Here is an 18,510-nt window from a genome sequence, read left to right as displayed (position 1 = left end):
TAGCCATTCTTACGCGGATGTCCGGCGAGGGCTACGTCCAGCTCAGCACGCGCTTGCGCCAGGCGTACAGGATGCCGAGGGCGATGAAGCCGAGGAAGACGAACATCTCCACCAGCGTCGTCACTCCGTAGCCGGGCGCGTCGAAGACGGTGGCCCACGGGAAGAGGAAGACCGCGTCGACGGCGAAGATGACGTAAAGGTAGGTGAAGACGTAGTAGCGGACCTGCGACTGGGCCCAGCCGTCGCCCACCGGGTCGACGCCGCACTCGTAGGTGGTCAGCTTCTCGGCGGTGGGCCGGTCCGGTCTGAGCAGCCGGTTGGCCGTCATGGCCCCGGCCACGATGGCGACGCCGATTGCGAGCAGCGCCGCGACCAGCAGATAGGACCCGTAGTAGCCGTCCATGCAACGCATGGTAACTCGCTCAAGCCTAACGCCCTATACCCCCAAATCAAGGCAAACCGCCCCATACGCCACATATGGTGACATCTATGCCTAAACTCCGAATCTTCGGAGGACTCGTGCTGCTGGCCTGCTCCTCGACGGGATGCGGGCTCGCGGCCGCCTCCCCGGAGCACGACAACCTGGTCCCCGCCGACCCGACGAGGATCGAGTTCGTCGACCCCGCCACCGTCGCCGGGCTGTCCCCCATGGCGCTCACCGACGGCGAGTCGGCGGGCGGGCACGTGTACATCGGCTACCCGGAGCTGCCCGACGCCCCCCGCCTCAACGACAAGCTGCGCGAACAGGCCCGGCGGCAGCTCGCCGACTTCCGCGAGTCGTCCAGGAACATGGACGGCGCGGAGCTGAACGTGGAGTGGCAGCTCACCGCCGTGGGCGACGTGCTCGGCGTACGGCTGCGCACCGGCGAGTTCCGGGGCGCCGACTGGGGCAACAGCAACCGGACCTTCTGGTACGACCGGCTCAGCGGCCGGGCCACCGACTCTGTCGGGCTGCTGTCCGGCCGGAGCGCCCTGCAGGAGGTCGCCCGCCTGGTCAGGCAGGCGCTCAGGGCACGCGGGCCGGAGATCGACAGGGAGCAGGTCAAACCGGACCCGTACCGGTTCGACTCGATGGCCTTCAACGGCTCGGGCGACCTGGTGGTGGAGTTCGACGACTGCCAGCTCGGGCCGTGCTCGCTCGGGCGACTGGCCGTGGCCGTGCCGGCGGACCAGGTCGAGCCGCTGCTGTCGGAGACGGGACGGCGCGCGCAGCAGTCCGTCCGCATGGCCGCGCAGCGGGTCTCGGTCAAACGGCCGCCGACCGTGCCGCAGCCCGTCCCCGCGGCCGCCAGCACCGGCGCGGGCACCGTGAACTGCGGGAAGACCAAGTGCGTCGCGCTGACCTTCGACGACGGCCCGGGGCCGTACACCGCCGAACTGCTCGACACGCTGCGCCGGTACGGCGCGCGGGCGACGTTCTTCCCGGTGGGCAGCAGCGCCGCTGCCCGGCCCGAGCTGCTGCGGCGGATGAGCGCGGAGGGCCACCTGGTCGGCAACCACGGCTGGGCGCACCGCGACCTGTCCACGCTGCCGTCCAGCAAGATCGCCGACTCGCTGGGCAGCACCGAAGGCGTGGTGGCCGCCGCGATCGGCCAGACGCCCACACTCGTCCGCCCGCCGTACGGAGCGGTCAGCCTGGATGTGCGGAACGTCGCCCGCGAGCTGGGGGTGTGCCTGGTGGGCTGGGACGTCGACACCCAGGACCAGCGCGACCCCCGGGCCCGCTCGATCGCCGACCGGGCGGTGGAGCAGGCGCATCCGGGGGCGATCGTGCTCATGCACGACGTGAACCGCGCGACCGTTGACGCGATTCCGGACATGCTCGAAAGGCTGCGCGGGAAGGGTTACACGTTCGTCACCGTTCCGGAGTTGTACGGCACGAACATGCGGGCCGGACGGCTCTACACGTCAGGGAACAAACCCGTACGCAAGGAGCCCCTGACGTAGGTCATGTGACAGGGGGACGTATAGTTGGCGCTCGTGACCCGAACCGTCCTCTTCGCACGCCTGCATGTGGACCTCTGCAGACTGGCGTCAGGGCTGTGTCGTCGTTCTCCCACTTCACCCTGACTTTCCCGCCGCGTTTACCCGCTTTGACCAGCTTGCAAACGCGTGACCTTTCGAGGATCTAGCATGGAAACAGAGAACGCGCCAGAAGCACCGCGCCCCGGCGCGTCGAGGAGGACCGAGGCGTGACCAAGCAGGTTCAGCAACTCGATCGCGTGATCATCCGATTCGCCGGGGATTCCGGCGACGGCATGCAGCTCACTGGCGACCGGTTCACGGCCGGCACCGCCGAGTTCGGCAACGACCTGTCGACGCTGCCCAACTTCCCCGCCGAGATCCGCGCTCCCGCAGGGACCCTGCCGGGCGTGTCGAGCTTCCAGCTCCACTTCGCCGACCACGACATCCTCACGCCCGGCGACGCGCCCAACGTGCTCGTGGCCATGAACCCGGCGGCGCTCAAGGCCAACATCGGCGACCTGCCGCGCGGCGCCGATATCATCGCCAACACCGACGAGTTCACCAAGCGCAACCTGCAGAAGGTCGGCTACACCGCCAACCCGCTGGAGGACGGCTCGCTGGCCGAGTGGCGGCTGCACGCGGTGCCGCTGACCTCGCTGACGGTCAAGGCGCTCGAAGGCTTCGACCTGTCCAAGAAGGACGCCGAGCGCTCCAAGAACATGTTCTCCCTCGGCCTGCTCTCGTGGCTCTACCACCGGCCGACCGAGCACACGATCAAGTTCCTCGAGCAGAAGTTCGCCAAGAAGCCCGAGATCGCCAAGGCCAACATCGCGGCCTTCCAGGCCGGCTGGAACTTCGGCGAGACCACCGAGTCCTTCTCTGTCTCCTACGAGGTCAAGCCCGCCAAGCTCGCCCCTGGCGTCTATCGCAACATCTCCGGCAACCAGGCGCTGGCCTACGGTCTGATCGCCGCCTCCGTGCAGTCCAAGCTGCCGCTGTTCCTGGGCTCCTACCCGATCACCCCGGCCAGCGACATCCTGCACGAGCTGTCCCGGCACAAGGAGTTCGGCATCCGCACCTTCCAGGCGGAGGACGAGATCGCGGGTGTCGGGGCGGCGCTCGGCGCGGCGTTCGGCGGGGCGCTCGGCGTCACCACCACCTCGGGCCCCGGCGTCGCGCTGAAGGCCGAGACCGTCGGCCTGGCCGTCACCACCGAGCTGCCGCTGATCATCGTGGACGTGCAGCGTGCCGGGCCCAGCACCGGCATGCCGACCAAGACCGAGCAGACCGACCTGCTGATGGCCCTGTACGGCCGCAACGGCGAGTCGCCGGTGCCGGTCGTGGCGCCGATGTCGCCGAGCGACTGTTTCGACGCGGCCATCGAGGCGGCCAGGATCGCGGTGAAGTACCGCACCCCGGTCATGCTGCTGTCGGACGGTTACCTGGCCAACGGCTCGGAGCCGTGGCGCCTGCCCGAGGTCGCCGACCTGCCGGACATCTCGCAGGAGTTCACCACGGCGCCGAACGGCGACGACGGCGAGTTCCTGCCGTTCAAGCGGGACCCCGAGACCCTCGCCCGCCCCTGGGCCATCCCCGGCACCGCCGGCCTCGAACACCGCATCGGCGGCATCGAGAAGGCCGACGGCACCGGCAACATCTCCTACGACCCGGACAACCACGACCTGATGGTCCGCTCGCGCGCGGCCAAGATCGCCGGCATCGACGTGCCCGACCTGGAGGTCGACGACCTCGACGACGACACGAAGGTGCTCGTCCTCGGCTGGGGCTCGACGTACGGCCCGATCGCCGCCGCCGTGCGGCGGATCAGGAAGGACGGCGGCAGGGTCGCCCAGGCACACCTGCGCCACCTCAACCCGCTGCCCGCCAACACCGGCGAAGTGCTCAAGCGCTACGACAAGGTGCTGCTGCCCGAGATCAACCTCGGCCAGCTCTCCATGCTGCTGCGCGCCCGCTTCCTCGTCGACATCATCAGCTACAACCGCGTGCGCGGGCTCCCGTTCAAGGCCGAGGAGCTGGCCGGAGTCATTCAGGACGTGATCGACAGTGAGTGAGCACATCAACGGTAAGGGCCTGGCCCTCATCCCCAAGGCGGACGCCAAGCAGACCCTGAAGGACTTCAAGTCCGACCAGGAGGTCCGCTGGTGCCCCGGCTGCGGCGACTACGCGATCCTCGCCGCGGTGCAGAGCTTCCTGCCGGAGCTCGGGCTGCGGCGCGAGAACATCGTGTTCGTCTCCGGCATCGGCTGCTCCTCCCGGTTCCCGTACTACCTCGACACCTACGGCTTCCACTCCATCCACGGCCGCGCGCCGGCCATCGCGACCGGCCTGGCCGCCTCCCGGCCCGACCTGAGCGTGTGGGTGATCACGGGTGACGGCGACGCGCTGTCGATCGGCGGCAACCACCTGATCCACGCGCTGCGCCGCAACGTCAACCTCAACATCCTGCTGTTCAACAACAGGATCTACGGCCTGACCAAGGGCCAGTACTCTCCCACCTCCGAGGTCGGCAAGATCACCAAGTCGACCCCGATGGGCTCGCTGGACAAGCCGTTCAACCCGATCTCGCTGGCTCTGGGCGCCGAGGCGTCGTTCGTCGCCAGGACCATCGACTCCGACCGCAAGCACCTGCAGTCGGTGCTGCGCGAGGCCACCGCCCACCGCGGCACCTCGCTGGTGGAGATCTACCAGAACTGCAACATCTTCAACGACAACGCCTTCGAGCCGATGAAGGACCCGGAGGTCCGCGACGACATCATGCTCCGGCTGGAGCACGGGCAGCCGATCGTGTCGGCGTCCAAGGCGGTCGTCAGGGCCGCCGACGGCGGCATCGAGGTCGTCCCGAGGGCGGAGGTGAGCGAGGACCGCATCCTCGTGCACGACGCTCACCGTCCGGACCCGTCGGTGGCCTTCGCGCTGTCGCGGCTGGACGAGCCGGCCTTCCAGCACGTGCCGATCGGCATCTTCCGCCAGGTGGACCGCCCGGCCTACGACGTGCTGATGGCCGAGCAGCTTGAGGAGGCCGTGGCCCAGCAGGGCCGAGGCGACCTCAGCGACCTGCTCATGGGTGGCGACACCTGGCGCATCGGCTGACGCCTGTCCTGGCGCCTGTGGGCGCCGCCGCCTTGGGGTGACGGCGTCCTCGGGCCGGGCCACTGGCGCGCCGGCCGGTTCTCAGGGGACGATGCCGGGGTGGCGAAGACGTGGCTGTACGTCGTGGCCGCGATCGTCGCCCTGGTGCTGGCCGTGACGATCGCGCAGGCGACCGGCGAGCCCGCGCGCACGGCGCTCCCGGCCCCGGTCCCCGAGCCCGGTCCCACCACCACGGTCCCGCCCGGTTTCCCGGACGCCGGCTCCACGGGCGTGCGCCCCGGCACCCGGCTCACCGTGGTGACCGGCGACCGGACCTTCGCCACGGACGGTGAGATCGTCGAGGGCCAGGACTTCCGCGGCTTCGTCGAGGTGACCGGACGCGGCGTCACCTTCAGGAACTGCTTCTTCCGTGGCGGCGTGGCCGACCGGGTACGCCCGCTGCTCGACACCGAACACGGCCGCGACACGGTGATCGAGGACTCCGAGTTCCGTCCGGCGCACCCGTCGCCGTCCGTCGACGGCATCTGGGCCGCGTCCACGACGATCTACCGCTCGGAGTTCACCGGCACGGTCGACGGCGTCAAGGCCCACACCGGCACGCTGCTGCGCGACTCCTACATCCACGACCTGAGCTGGTTCGCCGCCGACCCCGACCAGGGCGGCGGCCCCACGCACAACGACGGCGTGCAGGCCTTCGCCGACCAGAGCGGCGTGCGGCTGGTGCACAACACCATCGACCTGTCCACCACCGAGGACCCGAACGCGGCCGTCCAGTCGTCGGCGGACGAGTTGCACGTCGAGGACAACTACCTCGACGGCGGCGGCTGCGTCGTCAACATCGACCACACGCCGCTCGGCCGCCCGCTGACCGGCCAGCGCGTCACCGGCAACCGCTTCGGCCGCGCCTCCGCCTACGACTGCCCGATCCTGCTGAGCACCCAGGCCAAACTGGCCGACGACGCGGGCAACGTGTGGCACGACACCGGGGACCCGATCCCAGGCCCCGAACGACACGACTAGCTGGAGGGCAGATGTCCGCCTGGCACGACACGCGGGTGCTGGTCACGGGGGCCACCGGGTTCATCGGCGGCCACCTGGTCGCACGACTGTCCTCGCTCGGCGCGCAGGTGCACGCGGTCAGCCGCCGCCCACCCGCCGCCGGACCCGGCGAAGAGCGGCACGACGAGCAGCGGCCCGGCGGACAGCGGCACGACGTGCAGTGGCACGTGGCCGACCTGAGCGACGCGGCCGCGACCACCGACCTGGTTGCGCGGGTCTCCCCCGAGGTGGTCCTCCACCTGGCCAGTGAGGTCACCGGCGTCCGCGAGCCGGCCACGGTCGCGCCGACGTTCGCGGGCAACCTCACCGCCGCCGTGAACCTGCTGACCGCCGTGACCGGCACGCCGGTGCGCAGCGTGGTGCTCGCCGGGTCGGTCGAGGAGCCGCGTGACGGCCTCGCCCCGAGCTCCCCGTACGCCGCCGCGAAGGCCGCCGCCACCGGCTACGCCCGGATGTTCCACGCGCTGTGGCAGGTCCCCGTGTCGGTGCTGCGGGTGGCGATGGTGTACGGCCCCGGCCAGCCCGACACCACCAAGCTGGTCCCGTACGTGACGTCGTCGCTGCTGCGCGGGCAGGAGCCGGAGCTGACCTCCGGGTCCAGGATGGTGACCTGGGTGTACGTCGAGGACGTGGTGGACGCGTTCGTCCTGGCCGGCGCGGACGGCGCGGCGGCCGGTCAGGTGCTCGACATCGGCACCGCGGAGCCGGTGTCCATCCGCGACACCGTCGAACTCCTCGCCACCCTGGTGAACGACACAGCGGTCGCCCGCACGATGACGGTCGGCCCTGGGGAGGACCCTCGGGGCCGTTCGGTTGACCGCACGGCGGCGAACGGCCCACTGGCCGGCCGCACGGTGCGGCCGAGGTTCGGGGCGGTGGCTGCCCGCCCGCTCGACCGTACACAGCGCTCCGACCCCGGGCCGGCCGAGCGGGTGCTCGGCTGGCGGCCCGCCACGAGCCTGGAGGCCGGACTCCGGCAGACCATCGCCTGGTACGCCGGCCGCCCGTAGAAAACGGACCCCCCGGCGTCGGCGTGGCCTGCTCGTTTTGCGCACCCTTTGCTTATGGCGGCGAAGGAGCGGGTTTGAAACGACGGGAGAGGGTCGGGATCGCGGCCATCCCGGCGAAGAAGAAGCCGAGGCCCACGGAGCCGAGCGCAGCAACGTACAACACGAAACCCGGAACGACGGCCAGCAGCACGAAGAGCATCGCGCCCATGAAGTGGAGCGCGGTGACGGCGATGAGCGGAGGCGCCGACAGCTGATCAGTGATCTTGGGTAACACGATCAGATCGCGGACGAAGAGAAAGCCGAGGGCAAGGGCGATCATCGCCGCACCCAGGCGGAACAGGTCCTCGTCGAGGGTCACCGGCGTGCCGGTGGTCCGGAGAATCGCAGCCGCGCTGAACCGGATCGCGATGTAGAGCGGGACCGTGACGAAGATATTGTCCAGGATCACATGGGCGTAGCCGTACGGAGCCTGGAACCGCACGTGCAGAGCGAGGATCCCGACCGTCGTCCCCAGCAGCACGCCGAAGACCATGCCCATGATGAACACGGCGGCCCACACCTTGGTGTCCACCTTGTCCGCCACGGCCGCGACTGATACCAGGGTGTCCGACGCTCGCTCCAGGACCAGGGCGATCACCAGGAGCATGGCCCAGACGTTGATTTCGAGCAGCTTCTTGCGCAGCTCGACTTCGTCCGGATTGACGCTAGAGACCACGTCCGCTACACCCCCCATCGTCCAGCTATGCCCAGCGGTACCAGCGCCAGCACGTTGATCAGAACCAGCACATGCGACAGGCCACGGCTGGCGGCCAGCGAATCTTTCCAGAGCAGGGCGATGCCCACCGAGAGGGCGGGGAGCATGCCCGGGAACAGCCAGATCGCGGGCAGCCGGCCCAAAAGAACCAGCAGCGCGACAAAGAGCGCGTAGGTCAGACTCGTCGCGAGAGGAATCACGAGCGCCTTGGTCGGACCCAGGATGGCGGCGAAAGAGTCGATCCCGGCGATCCGGTCGCCGCGCCTGTCCCGCACATCCCAGGCCACCTCGATGGTGAAGACGCTGCAGGCGATCAAACCGACCGCGAGCATGGACTCAAGGGTGAGCACACCCGTCGGATGGACCAGCGTGGCGACCGGCCAGACGAGCGATGGGATGACATTCTTCACCCCCGCCACCTGTTTGAGACGCCGGCGAGTGAGAAACGGGGCCGAGTAGAGGACGCCGGAAAGCAGCATCACCGCCAGCAATGCCGTCGCCGCATAACCCTGAAAAGCCATCGAGAGCAGGAGGCTCGTGACCATCGCCGCCACAGCCAACGCGCGAAGAGCGGTCCTGGATCGGTAGGCTTGCGCGTATGCGCCAGGGTCGTTGATCTGGTCTTCGACGAAATCGAAAACCCGGTTGAACTGATAAACGCCGAGACCGGCCATCAAGACCGGCAGCATGGCCGTCCAGGCGACTTCTGCCCCGAACCACGGCGGCATCGCCCACATGACCGCAATCGCGCCGACCCCAAGATAGATGCGATTGTTCACGATGAACTGCACGATCGGCACCCGACCGGGGGCCTCCCGCAGCCGTGCGGCTCCCGAGATGCGCCGACTGGCCAGGTCGTTCGCGGGCGCAATGGGAAGAATCCGTAACGGCACAGCAATGATGCTAGCCAAGACCTTCCGCGCTGGGGAGGTGTCAGCCTCGGCTATTCACCGGTGAGAACGATCTGAAGATCATATGAATGCGCGTGGGTGCACCTGGCTGCGAGGACCTGCTCCTGAATCCGCGGCGTGATTCCAGATAATCAGTTTCTGCCCCAATTCCTCCACGAGGTCAGATTCCGCAGGTGGAGGGGCTGTCTCAGGGCAGGAGAAGGTCGCCACGCGCGCCTTGGCGGAGCCCAGCGTGGACGGCGCACGAATGCCGTCCACCAGCTTGTCCATCCCGCCGGCCAAACGCTCCGGACCCGCCCGTTCGGACCGGGCGGCCGGCAGCGTCGAGAGCTTCCATCCTCCCAGCTCGAAGGGCACTCATCTCATTTCACAGCACTCGCGTCGAAACTCTGGCCGGTGGATTCGGGCTGAGCCCCCGCCGGAGGCGGGTCTTTCCAGCTCTTCGGTCTTTCCGGGCCTATGTCGAGTCCAGCGGGCCGCCAGGCACGCATTGCGGCGACCGACCCGAGGGGGTTCCCCAAAAGCTCTTTGAAAGGCTCTTCTGGCAGGTGTCCAAGAGACCCGACAAGCGCCTGCCCAAGTCACGGCGATCAGACGCTTGTAAGGAGGATATGGACACGGCCTCTCAGCGTCCGTGCGGGAGCGAATTCCGCAGGCGGTTGAGATCTCCTGGCAACGCCATGAATGCATGGTTGACATTCATGACGACATCTGGATCAAGCCCGAACCCCGCAAGGTAGGTGACCATAGCCTCGCACCGACGGTAGAGGGAGAGCGGCGCTACTGGCGGCCGGCCGGGCCGTGGTGGCCTGTAACGGTCCATCTCGGACACCGATATCACTCCTGGCGGCTTTCTGATCAGGGGGCGGGATGCGTGCGGTGACCAACCTGACCGTGCACGGCATCGGTGAGCCGGCCCGCGAGCTCGACCCGGGCGAGGAGGAGACCTGGGTGAGCGTGGCCCAGTTCGAGCGGGTGGTGGACGCGGTGGCCGGGCGGCCGGACGTGCGGATCACCTTCGACGACGGCAACGCCTCCGACGTGGAGATCGCGCTGCCCCGGCTGGTGGAGCGCGGGCTGCGGGCGGAGTTCTTCGTGCTGGCCGGGCTGCTCGGCGAGCCGGGCCGGCTGGACTCCACCGGCGTCCGCGAGCTGCTGCGCGCCGGGATGCGGATCGGCTCGCACGGCTGGGCGCACCGCGACTGGCGCACGCTGGACGCCGGGCAGGCCGCCGAGGAGCTCTCCGCCGCCCACCACCTGCTCGGCCAGCTCACCGGCGAGCCGGTGTCGCGGGTCGCCATCCCGTTCGGCTCCTACGACAGGCGGGTGCTGAGCCGGCTGCGGCGGGCGGGCGTGACCCGCGCCTACACCAGCGACGGCGGCAGAGCCCGGCCGGACGCCTGGCTCCAGCCGCGCACCAGCCTGAAACGCGACCTCGACAGCGGCTGGACCACCCGCATCCTGGCGGGCGGGCCGTCGCTGCCACGCCGGGCCGCCAAGCTGGCCATGCGCCTGTACAAGCGGGTGCGCTGATGCTCCCCAGGATCGCCGTGGTGATCGTCACCTACAACAGCGCGGACGTGCTCGAAGGCTGCCTGGCCTCGCTGGCGGCGGGCGCGGCCGGGGTCGAGCTGACCGACGTGGTGGTGGCCGACAACGCGTCCAAGGACGGCTCCACCGCCATCGCCGACCGGGCCGACCTGCCGGTCAAGGTGGTCCAGCTGGGCAGGAACGCCGGCTACGCGGCGGCGATCAACGCCGGGCTCGCGGCGCTCGACCTCGACGACGTGGCCGCCGTGTACGTGCTCAACCCGGACTGCCGGCTGCGCCCGGGAGCCGTCGCGCCCCTGCTCGCCTGCCTGGACGAGCCCGGCCGGGGAATCGCGGTGCCGCACATGGTCAACCCGGACGGCTCACTGCAGCCGTCGCTGCGCCGGGCGCCGACCGTGGGCCGGGCGGTGGCCGAGGCGGTGCTCGGCGGAGACCGGGCCGGGCGGCTCGGCACGCTGGGCGAGCTGGTGACCGACCCGCGCGCGTACGCCCGGGCCGGGGCGTACGCCTGGGCGACCGGAGCGGCCCTGCTGATCTCGTCGCGGGTCGTACGCGAGGTGGGGGCGTGGGACGAGTCGTTCCTGCTGTACAGCGAGGAGACGGACTTCTGCCTGCGCGCCGCCGACCTCGGCTGGAGCACCTGGTACGAACCCGCGTCGGTGATCGAGCACATCGGCGGCGACTCCGGGGTGAACCCGGTGCTGGCCGCGCTACTGGTCGTCAACAAGGTACGGCTCTACCGGCGGCGGCACGGGCCCGTCGCGGGGGCGGCCTACTACCTGGCCGTGCTCGCGGGCGAGGCGGTCCGGGCGCTGGCCGGCCGGCCCACCTCGCGCGCTTCGGTGACGGCGCTCCTCCGGCCGTCCCGCCGGATGACGGCGCTCCCCCGATGACACCCGGCGCGGTCGGGATGCGGATCGTGTCGTTCGGTGACCTGGGCGGGGCGGAGCTGGACGCCTGGCATGCGCTGCGGGCCGCCAACCCGGCCCTGGACAGCCCGTACTTCCATCCGGGCTTCGCGGCGGCCGTGCACGCCACAGGACACGCCGTACAGGTGGCCGTCGCCGCGAGCACTGCCACGGGCGGCGGCGCGGGAGACGGCGGGCGCGGCGGCGCCGGCGGCACAGGCGGGCGCGGCGGGATCGCCGCGTTGCTGCCGCACCATCGCGAGGGGCGGTTGCTGCGGCCCGTCGGCTGGCCGGCGGCCGACTTCCAGGGGCCCGTGCTCGCGGCGGGCGCCGCCTTCCGGCCGCTCGACCTGCTGCGGGGCGGCGCGACCGGGTACGCGTTCGACCACCTGGTGGACCAGGCACCCGGTTTCGAGCCGTGGGTGATCACCAGCAGGCCGTCGCCGTACCTGGACGTCACCGGTGGCCTGACGGGCTACCTGGGCCGGGCCTCCAAGAGCGGCAAGGACAACATGGGCCAGGCCCGGCGCAGGGCGGCCAAGGCCGAGCGCGAGCACGGCCCCGTCCGCTTCGAGGCGGACTCGGCCGACGGCGAGGCGCTCGCGCGGGTGATCGCGTTGAAGCGGGCGCAGTACGCGGCTACCGGCGCCCGCGACTACTTCGCGGAGCCCGGCCGGGCGCGGCTGCTGGAGAGCCTGCTGCGCACCCGCGACGGGTCGTTCGGCGGGGTGCTGTCGACGCTGCACGCCGGGCCGAGGCTGCTGGCCGCGCATTTCGGGCTGCGCGCGGGCGGGGTGCTGCACTGGTGGTTCCCCGTGTACGACCCGGAGTTCGCCAGGCTGTCCCCCGGGTGGATCCTGCTGCGGGAGCTGGTGGGGGCGGCCCCGGCTCTCGGGATCTCCCGGATCGACCTGGGCAGGGGCGAGGACGAGTACAAGCGGCGGGCCAGGACCGGCCAGACGCAGGTGGGCCAGGGGCTGGTGACGAGGAATCCGGTACGCCGCGCCGCCGCTTCGGCGCTGGTCCACGCGCGAGCGGCCGTACGAGCTGTCCGGACTCGGACACGGCCGTAACGTTCCAATAGATATGCCCGACATATCCCTTGGAGGCGGGGGAAGATCGCTGCCCCACGGTCCACGGCGGAGGGCAGCTATGCGGATCAGCGTCTTCGGGCTCGGCTACGTGGGATGCGTCTCGGCGGCCTGTCTCGCCTCGATGGGGCACGAAGTGGTGGGCGTCGACGTCAACCCGGTCAAGGCAGACATGATCAACGCCGGCCGGGCGCCCATCGTCGAGGAGCGGATCGGCGAGCTGGTCGAGCAGGCGGTGCGCGACGGGAGCCTGCGGGCCACCACGGAGGCGGCCGAGGCGGTCGCCTGGAGCGCGATCTCACTCGTCTGCGTCGGCACGCCGTCGGCCCCGAACGGCAGCCTGTCGACGACCTATCTGGAACGCGTCGCCGAGCAGATCGGCGCGTCCCTGCGTGCCGGGCACGTCGTGGTCTTCCGCAGCACCATGCTCCCCGGCACCTGCGCCGAGCTGCTCGTGCCGATCCTGGAGCGGTCCTCCGGGCTGCGGGCCGGGGTGGACTTCGGGGTGGCGGTGAACCCGGAGTTCCTGCGCGAGGGCAGCAGCGTGCGGGACTTCTTCGCGCCGCCCAAGACGGTGATCGGCCAGTCGGACGAGGCCAGCGGCGACGTGGTGGCCGCGCTCTACGAGGGGCTGCCGGGCGAGGTGTTCAGGGTGCCGATCCCCGTAGCCGAAATGACGAAATATGCGGACAACGCGTTTCATGCGGTGAAGATTGGCTTCGCCAATGAGCTGGGCGCCGTCTGCCAGGCGCTGGGACTCGACTCGCACCGGGTCATGGACGTGTTCCTGGCCGACCGCAAGCTCAACATCAGCCCCGCCTACCTGCGTCCCGGCTTCGCCTTCGGCGGCTCCTGCCTGCCCAAGGACCTGCGCGGGCTGGTGTACGCCGCCCGGATGGCCGACGTGTCCGTCCCGCTGCTCTCGCACGTCCTGCCGGCCAACGAGGCGCACCTGCAGCGCGCCTTCGACCTGGTCACCGCGCCGGGCAGGCGCAAGGTCGGGCTGTTCGGCCTGTCGTTCAAGCCGGGCACCGACGACCTGCGCGAGAGCCCGATGGTGGAGCTCGCCGAACGGCTCCTCGGCAAGGGCTACGACCTGCGCATCTACGACGCCAACGTGTCCCTGTCCCGGCTGATGGGGGCCAACCGCGCTTACATCGCCGAACGGCTGCCCCACCTGGAAGACCTCCTCGGCGACTCCGTCGAGGAGGTGCTCGGCCACGCGGAGGTGTGCGTGGTCGGCTGCACCGACCCAGCCGTACTGGCGGCGCTGGAGGGCCTGAGCGGCCCTGACGGCGTCGGCGGAAAGGTGATCGTCGATCTCGTGCGCATGCCGGGCGCCGCGACGCACCGCGACAGAAGGGACTACGTGGGCATTGGCTGGTAGAGCGCTCATCCTCGTCGAGAACCTCTCCGTCCCGCTCGACCGGCGCGTCTGGCAGGAGAGCACCGCCCTGCGCGAGGCCGGCTGGGAGGTGCACGTCATCTGCCCCCAGGGCGCCAAGCAGGACACCGAGCCGGAGGCGGTGATCGACGGCGTGCACATCCACCGCTACCCGCTGCGCGCCGCCACCGGCGGCCCCGCCGGCTACCTGCGCGAGTACGGCTCGGCGCTGTGGCACACCTTCCGGCTGGCCAGGCGGCTGACGGCCCGGTCCGGCCGGTTCGACGTGGTGCACGGCTGCAACCCGCCCGACCTGTTCTTCCTGCTCGCGCTGGCCATGCGGCGCGGCGGCACCCGGTTCGTCTTCGACCAGCACGACCTGGTGCCCGAGCTCTACCTGTCACGCTTCGACCGGGGCCGTGACCGGCTCTACCGGGCCGTGTGCCGGCTGGAAAGGTGGACGTACCGGGCGGCGCACGTGGTGATCGCCACCAACGAGAGCTACCGGCAGGTCGCGCTGTCGCGCGGCGGCAAGCGTCCCGAGGAGGTCTTCGTGGTCCGCAGCGCCCCGGTGGTGGAACGCTTCCACCAGGTGCCGCCGGAGGAGTCGCTGCGGCGCGGCAAGCCGTACCTGCTGTGCTATCTGGGCGTGATGGGGCCGCAGGACGGCGTCGACTACGCGCTGCGCAGCCTGGCGCGGCTGCGGGACGAGCACGGGCGGGCCGACTGGCACGCGGTGTTCGTCGGCGGCGGCGACACCTTCGACGCGATGGTGGCGCTCTCGCGCGAGCTGGGCCTGGGCGACGACGTCGAGTTCACCGGCAGGATCCCCGACGAGGACCTGATGCGCTACCTGTCGACGGCCGACGTGTGCCTCTCCCCCGATCCGCTGAACCCGCTCAACGACGTCTCCACGATGAACAAGGTCATGGAGTACATGGCGATGGCCAAGCCGATCGTCTCCTTCGAGCTGCGCGAGGCGCGGGTGTCTGCGGGCGAGGCCGCCCTGTACGCGCCGGCCAACGACGAGTCGGAGTTCGCCAAGCTGATCGCCCGGCTGCTGGACGACCCGGCCGAGCGCCTGCGGATGGGCGAGCTGGGCAGGCAGCGGGTGGCCGGGCCGCTGTCCTGGGAGCATTCGAAGGCCGCCCTGCTGCGGGCCTACGACGCGGCCGTGGAATCGCGGTGACGGCTGCCGGTGTCCGTACCCCATCGGGAGCGGTCGCCGCGCAGGCGGGTGAGCACGCGGTCGGCGGCCAGGACGGCCACGTAGCAGGCGGCGTCGAGCGGGCTCACCGTGCGGCGGGCGAGCAGCTCGCGCAGCGCCCCCGCGCGCAGCGTGCGGGCGGGCCTGCCCAGCTCGGCGAGCTGCCGGTTGCCCTGCCGCACCCGGACCCGCCTGGCCAGGTGCGCGCGGACGGTGCGGGCCGGGCGGACCACCGTGCGGGCCTGCGGCACCGCGACCCGCTCTCCCGCAGCGAAGCAGCCGTCCACCCAGCCGTCGTCGGAGATCACGTCCGGCAGCGGGAAGGCCCGCTGGTGCCCCCGCTCGGTGAGCACGTACGCGCCCACGCCCGCCAGGACGCGCGCCGGTGCGATCAGCCGGTCGTGCACCCGGTGCACCCGCCTGACCAGCGGCCCCGTCCCTGTCAGGTCCCATTCGGGCACCGGCGCGCAGGCGAGCACCCCCGGCCGGGCCGCCGCCTCCGCCAGCGCCCGCACCGAGGCGGCGTCCAGCCGCACGTCCGCGTCGAGGTAGACGCGCGGGAAGGCGCGGCAGGCGGCGTCGCCCAGGCGCAGCGCGTTGACCTTGCCGGACCGCGAGGTCTCCAGCACCCGCACCCCCGGCCGGGCCGCGGCGCTCGCGGTGCGGTCGGAGCAGCCGTTGGCGACCACCACGACGTCGAACTCGCCGGGCGACGTCCCGGCCAGCAGCGCGTCCAGGCCGCGCGCGATGACCGCTTCCTCGTTGTGCGCCGGGATGACGACACTGATCCTGGGCTTCATCACACCGCCAGAAGGGACGACTCATGAGAGTGGAGCGAGGGGAGATCGAGGGCGTGCTGCTGTTCGCCCCCACGCCGCACCGCGACCAGCGCGGCCTGTTCACCCGGACGTTCGACGCCACCGTGGCCGCCGGTGCGGGACTGTCGCCGGAGTCGTTCATCCAGGACAGCCAGTCCAGGTCGCGCCGCGGCACCATCCGGGGCCTGCACGGGCGCGGCGGGCGGGGCGAGGCGAAGCTGGTGCGCTGTGCCAGGGGCGCGATCTACGACGTGCTGGTGGACGCCAGGCCGGGCTCTGCGACGTTCGGGAGGCGGATGGCGGTGCGCCTGGACGACGAGGCGTTCGTGACCCTCTACGTGCCTCCTGGGCTGCTGCACGGCTTTCAGGCGCTCACCGAGCCGGCCGACACCTGCTACCGCATCGACCGCGAGCACGACCCCGCCGAGGATCTCGCCGTCCGCTACGACGATCCGGATCTGAAGGTAGCGTGGCCCCTGCCGCCCACCGGGATCAGCGACCGCGACCTGGCGGCGGGCTCGTGGGCCGAGCTCCTGCCTCGGCTCGGTGGCTGAGAGGTGGCGGTGATGCGTCTCGTCGTGACCGTGAGCGCGCTGTTGCTCACGGCCGCCTGCCAGGCGGCCCCCACCCCGCCGACCGACGCCCCGACGCCCCCGCCGAAGATCGTGCGGGCCGACGGCAGCTTCTGCCCCGACCACCCCACACCCGCCTGTACGGGCGCGCCACGCGGGCGGAGACTGACCCCGCTCAAGCTCAACACCGAGGACGTCGCCTACCGGGTCCGAGAGCGCGGCGCCGTGCTCGACGGCGTGCACATCGCCGGCCCCCTGCTCGTCCACGCCGACGACGTCACCATCAGGAACAGCGTGATCGACGGCCACATCACCAACGCCGACGGCGACAAGTCCTTCCGCTTCTCCATCGAGGACAGCACCGTCGGCGCCGCCGGGACCTGCGGCCCGCTGCCCGCGATCGGCCACGACAAGTACACCGCGACCAGGGTGCTGGTCCAGGGCCACAGCGACGGCTTCCGCGTCTCCGGCGACGACGTGCGGATCCGCGACTCCTTCGTCAAGCTCTGCTCCAACCCCGGCGACCACTCCGACGGCATCCAGGCCTACAACGGCGGCACCGGGCTGCTCTTCGAGCACAACACCGTCGACCAGCGCGAGGCCGAGCACATCACCGCGCCGATCTTCCTCGTCGACGAGAAGTCGCGCGACGTCGTCGTCACCGACAACCTGGTCATGGGCGGCACCTTCAGCATCCAGGTGCGCAACGCGGGCGGCAAGCAGGTGGTGCGCGGCAACAAGCTGGTCGACAAGTCGTGGGTCTACGGGCCCGTGGACTCCGAGTGCGGCCGTACCGACTGGGCGGGCAACGAGCTGGTCACCATCGACGCGGACTATCGGGTCACCTCGATCGTCGGCCCGCTGCGCTGCGAGGGCGAGAGCTGATCGGCCTGTACGGCGCGGAGCAGCGCGCCGGCCGCCCCGATCAGCAGGAACGACAGACCGGTCACCGTCGCGAACGACAGCAGGTCGAAGGTGAACGACCCGACCAGCGGCACGAGCAGGCAGGCCGCGAGGGTCAGCCCCAGGTCGCGGGTGCCCGGATCGGCGGTCAGGTGCCTGGCCCTGAGCGCCGCGTAGAAGGCGACCACGAACAGCGCGGCGTAGGCCAGCGTGCCGATCAGCCCGGTCTCCACCATCGACAGGATGTACTGGTTGTCGAAGATCTGGTGCTTGGGCGCGTACCAGGTGCCGAGTCCCCGGCCGAGCCAGAAGTGCCTGCCGATCTCCTGCGCGGCGACGGCGTAGTCGTGGGTCCTGTACTGGATGCTCTCGTCGTTGGACAGGTTCGTGAACAGCCCGGCGATGGTGCCGAGCAGCCCCGGCACGGTCAGCCTGACGAGCACCAGGAACCCGGCGGCCACCAGCAGCGCCTGCATCCGCTGACGGCCGGACCAGCCTGCCAGCAGCACCACGCCGACGGCGAGCAGGCTCAGCATCGCCGACCGCGACACCGAGAACATCAGCCCGAGCCCGATCAGCAGCGTGCACGCCCACCAGCGCAGCGCGGGCTCGCCGCGCAGCCGCGCCTTGGTGGCGTGATGCACGGCCAGCGGGAGCAGCATCGCGCAGGTCACGCCGAACTCGATCGGATGGCCGGTGGTGGCGGCCACCCGGCGCAGGTCGGCCCGTTCCAGCACGAACGAGTCGCCCTCGCTGGTGTAGCGCAGGATCGGCAGTTCCAGGAACCTGGTCAGGTCCACCGAGAACAGGAACTGCAGCGCGCCGATCACCGCCAGGACCGCCCCGCCGACCACCAGCGTCTTGAGCAGGAAGTCCAGCCGCCGGTGCCCACGAGCCCCGTCGCAGACGGTGAGCGCGATGCCCACGGACGCCACCACGAGCACGAAGGCGTGGTCGGTCAGGTTGAGCTCGTCGGAGTCCAGGTAGCCCCAGGTGGCGAAGCCGAAGGTGGCGACCATGGCGGTGAAGTAGGCGAACAGCGCGGTGCGCACCGGGTTGGCGCCCTTGGCGGCGCCCAGGGTGAGGGTGAGCTGCGCGCACAGCCACAGCAGGGCCGCGGCCAGACTCACCACGTTCGCAGGGGTGAGGGAGAGCGGCAGGAGCTTCAGCACCAGCCGAGCGGGCACGACCAGCAACGCCACCGCGAACACCGCCGCCACCGTCGCACCGTCGGCCCGCCCCCCAGCGGGCGACCGGGCGGCCACC

At 70.8% G+C, this 18,510-nt stretch carries 18 protein-coding genes; 13 read left to right on the top strand and 5 right to left on the bottom strand.

The features are described from left to right. Nucleotides 1-31 precede the first annotated feature (31 nt). Nucleotides 32-403: an NADH-quinone oxidoreductase subunit A gene (locus ACTMTF_RS27260; RefSeq protein ID WP_441113217.1), complete on the bottom strand. Its 372-nt coding sequence runs from the start codon at nucleotides 401-403 to the stop codon at nucleotides 32-34. A gap of 86 nt (nucleotides 404-489) precedes the next feature. Here ACTMTF_RS27260 and ACTMTF_RS27255 point away from each other — a divergent pair, with 86 nt between their 5' ends. The 6 genes from ACTMTF_RS27255 (at nucleotide 490) to ACTMTF_RS27230 (ending at nucleotide 7,145) form a co-directional block, all read left to right on the top strand. After that, nucleotides 490-1,947, top strand: coding sequence for a polysaccharide deacetylase family protein (locus ACTMTF_RS27255; RefSeq protein WP_441113216.1), 1,458 nt, complete (start codon nucleotides 490-492; stop codon nucleotides 1,945-1,947). Between the two features lie 33 nt (nucleotides 1,948-1,980). Next, complete coding sequence (locus ACTMTF_RS27250) at nucleotides 1,981-2,070, top strand: putative leader peptide (protein WP_311132193.1); 90 nt, start codon at nucleotides 1,981-1,983, stop codon at nucleotides 2,068-2,070. Nucleotides 2,071-2,192: 122 nt separating this feature from the next. Beyond that, nucleotides 2,193-4,037: a 2-oxoacid:acceptor oxidoreductase subunit alpha gene (locus ACTMTF_RS27245; protein WP_441113215.1), complete on the top strand. Its 1,845-nt coding sequence runs from the start codon at nucleotides 2,193-2,195 to the stop codon at nucleotides 4,035-4,037. Beyond that, nucleotides 4,030-5,076 (top strand): 2-oxoacid:ferredoxin oxidoreductase subunit beta, encoded by a 1,047-nt coding sequence (locus ACTMTF_RS27240; RefSeq protein ID WP_441113214.1) that lies wholly within the window; start codon nucleotides 4,030-4,032, stop codon nucleotides 5,074-5,076. Before ACTMTF_RS27245 ends, ACTMTF_RS27240 begins: the two co-directional genes overlap by 8 nt. 99 nt (nucleotides 5,077-5,175) lie before the next feature. Next, the gene (locus tag ACTMTF_RS27235) at nucleotides 5,176-6,096 is read left to right on the top strand and encodes a hypothetical protein (RefSeq protein ID WP_441113213.1); all 921 of its coding nucleotides are present in this window, start codon (nucleotides 5,176-5,178) and stop codon (nucleotides 6,094-6,096) included. An 11-nt stretch (nucleotides 6,097-6,107) separates the two neighbouring features. After that, complete coding sequence (locus tag ACTMTF_RS27230) at nucleotides 6,108-7,145, top strand: NAD-dependent epimerase/dehydratase family protein (protein WP_441113212.1); 1,038 nt, start codon at nucleotides 6,108-6,110, stop codon at nucleotides 7,143-7,145. A gap of 52 nt (nucleotides 7,146-7,197) precedes the next feature. Here the strand turns inward: ACTMTF_RS27230 and ACTMTF_RS27225 are convergent, their stop codons facing one another. After that, nucleotides 7,198-7,860 carry a hypothetical protein gene (locus ACTMTF_RS27225; protein WP_397005510.1) on the bottom strand — a complete coding sequence of 221 codons (663 nt, stop codon included), beginning with the start codon at nucleotides 7,858-7,860 and terminating at the stop codon, nucleotides 7,198-7,200. A gap of 5 nt (nucleotides 7,861-7,865) precedes the next feature. Further along, complete coding sequence (locus ACTMTF_RS27220; protein WP_441113211.1) at nucleotides 7,866-8,690, bottom strand: UbiA family prenyltransferase; 825 nt, start codon at nucleotides 8,688-8,690, stop codon at nucleotides 7,866-7,868. A 990-nt stretch (nucleotides 8,691-9,680) separates the two neighbouring features. On the opposite strand from ACTMTF_RS27220, the gene ACTMTF_RS27215 reads away from it, so the two are divergent. From ACTMTF_RS27215 to ACTMTF_RS27195, 5 genes are all read left to right on the top strand, one after another. Next, the gene (locus tag ACTMTF_RS27215) at nucleotides 9,681-10,343 is read left to right on the top strand and encodes a polysaccharide deacetylase family protein (RefSeq protein ID WP_441113210.1); all 663 of its coding nucleotides are present in this window, start codon (nucleotides 9,681-9,683) and stop codon (nucleotides 10,341-10,343) included. Next, nucleotides 10,343-11,254 (top strand): glycosyltransferase family 2 protein, encoded by a 912-nt coding sequence (locus ACTMTF_RS27210; RefSeq protein ID WP_441113209.1) that lies wholly within the window; start codon nucleotides 10,343-10,345, stop codon nucleotides 11,252-11,254. Before ACTMTF_RS27215 ends, ACTMTF_RS27210 begins: the two co-directional genes overlap by 1 nt. After that, entirely contained in the window at nucleotides 11,251-12,342 is a 1,092-nt protein-coding gene (locus tag ACTMTF_RS27205) for a GNAT family N-acetyltransferase (protein WP_441113208.1), read from the top strand. Before ACTMTF_RS27210 ends, ACTMTF_RS27205 begins: the two co-directional genes overlap by 4 nt. 79 nt (nucleotides 12,343-12,421) lie before the next feature. Next, on the top strand, nucleotides 12,422-13,747 hold the full coding sequence (locus tag ACTMTF_RS27200; RefSeq protein ID WP_441113207.1) for a nucleotide sugar dehydrogenase: 1,326 nt from the start codon (nucleotides 12,422-12,424) through the stop codon (nucleotides 13,745-13,747). Then, nucleotides 13,737-14,933, top strand: a complete 1,197-nt coding sequence (locus ACTMTF_RS27195) for a glycosyltransferase family 4 protein (protein WP_441113206.1) — start codon at nucleotides 13,737-13,739, stop codon at nucleotides 14,931-14,933. The genes ACTMTF_RS27200 and ACTMTF_RS27195 overlap by 11 nt, the downstream gene beginning before the upstream one ends. Here the strand turns inward: ACTMTF_RS27195 and ACTMTF_RS27190 are convergent. Further along, nucleotides 14,906-15,751 (bottom strand): glycosyltransferase, encoded by an 846-nt coding sequence (locus ACTMTF_RS27190; RefSeq protein ID WP_441113205.1) that lies wholly within the window; start codon nucleotides 15,749-15,751, stop codon nucleotides 14,906-14,908. The genes ACTMTF_RS27195 and ACTMTF_RS27190 overlap by 28 nt on opposite strands. A gap of 23 nt (nucleotides 15,752-15,774) precedes the next feature. Here ACTMTF_RS27190 and ACTMTF_RS27185 point away from each other — a divergent pair, with 23 nt between their 5' ends. Then, nucleotides 15,775-16,323: a dTDP-4-dehydrorhamnose 3,5-epimerase family protein gene (locus tag ACTMTF_RS27185; protein ID WP_441113204.1), complete on the top strand. Its 549-nt coding sequence runs from the start codon at nucleotides 15,775-15,777 to the stop codon at nucleotides 16,321-16,323. Nucleotides 16,324-16,335: 12 nt separating this feature from the next. Further along, nucleotides 16,336-17,226 (top strand): hypothetical protein, encoded by an 891-nt coding sequence (locus ACTMTF_RS27180; RefSeq protein ID WP_441113203.1) that lies wholly within the window; start codon nucleotides 16,336-16,338, stop codon nucleotides 17,224-17,226. Here ACTMTF_RS27180 and ACTMTF_RS27175 read toward each other — a convergent pair. After that, nucleotides 17,175-18,509, bottom strand: coding sequence for an O-antigen ligase family protein (locus ACTMTF_RS27175; RefSeq protein WP_441113202.1), 1,335 nt, complete (start codon nucleotides 18,507-18,509; stop codon nucleotides 17,175-17,177). The two genes, ACTMTF_RS27180 and ACTMTF_RS27175, sit on opposite strands and share 52 nt — an antisense overlap. Nucleotide 18,510: the final 1 nt, after the last annotated feature.

Source organism: Nonomuraea sp. ZG12 (assembly GCF_052068115.1).
In the GTDB taxonomy this organism is placed as follows: domain Bacteria; phylum Actinomycetota; class Actinomycetes; order Streptosporangiales; family Streptosporangiaceae; genus Nonomuraea.
This window is presented reverse-complemented; position numbering and strand designations above follow the sequence as displayed.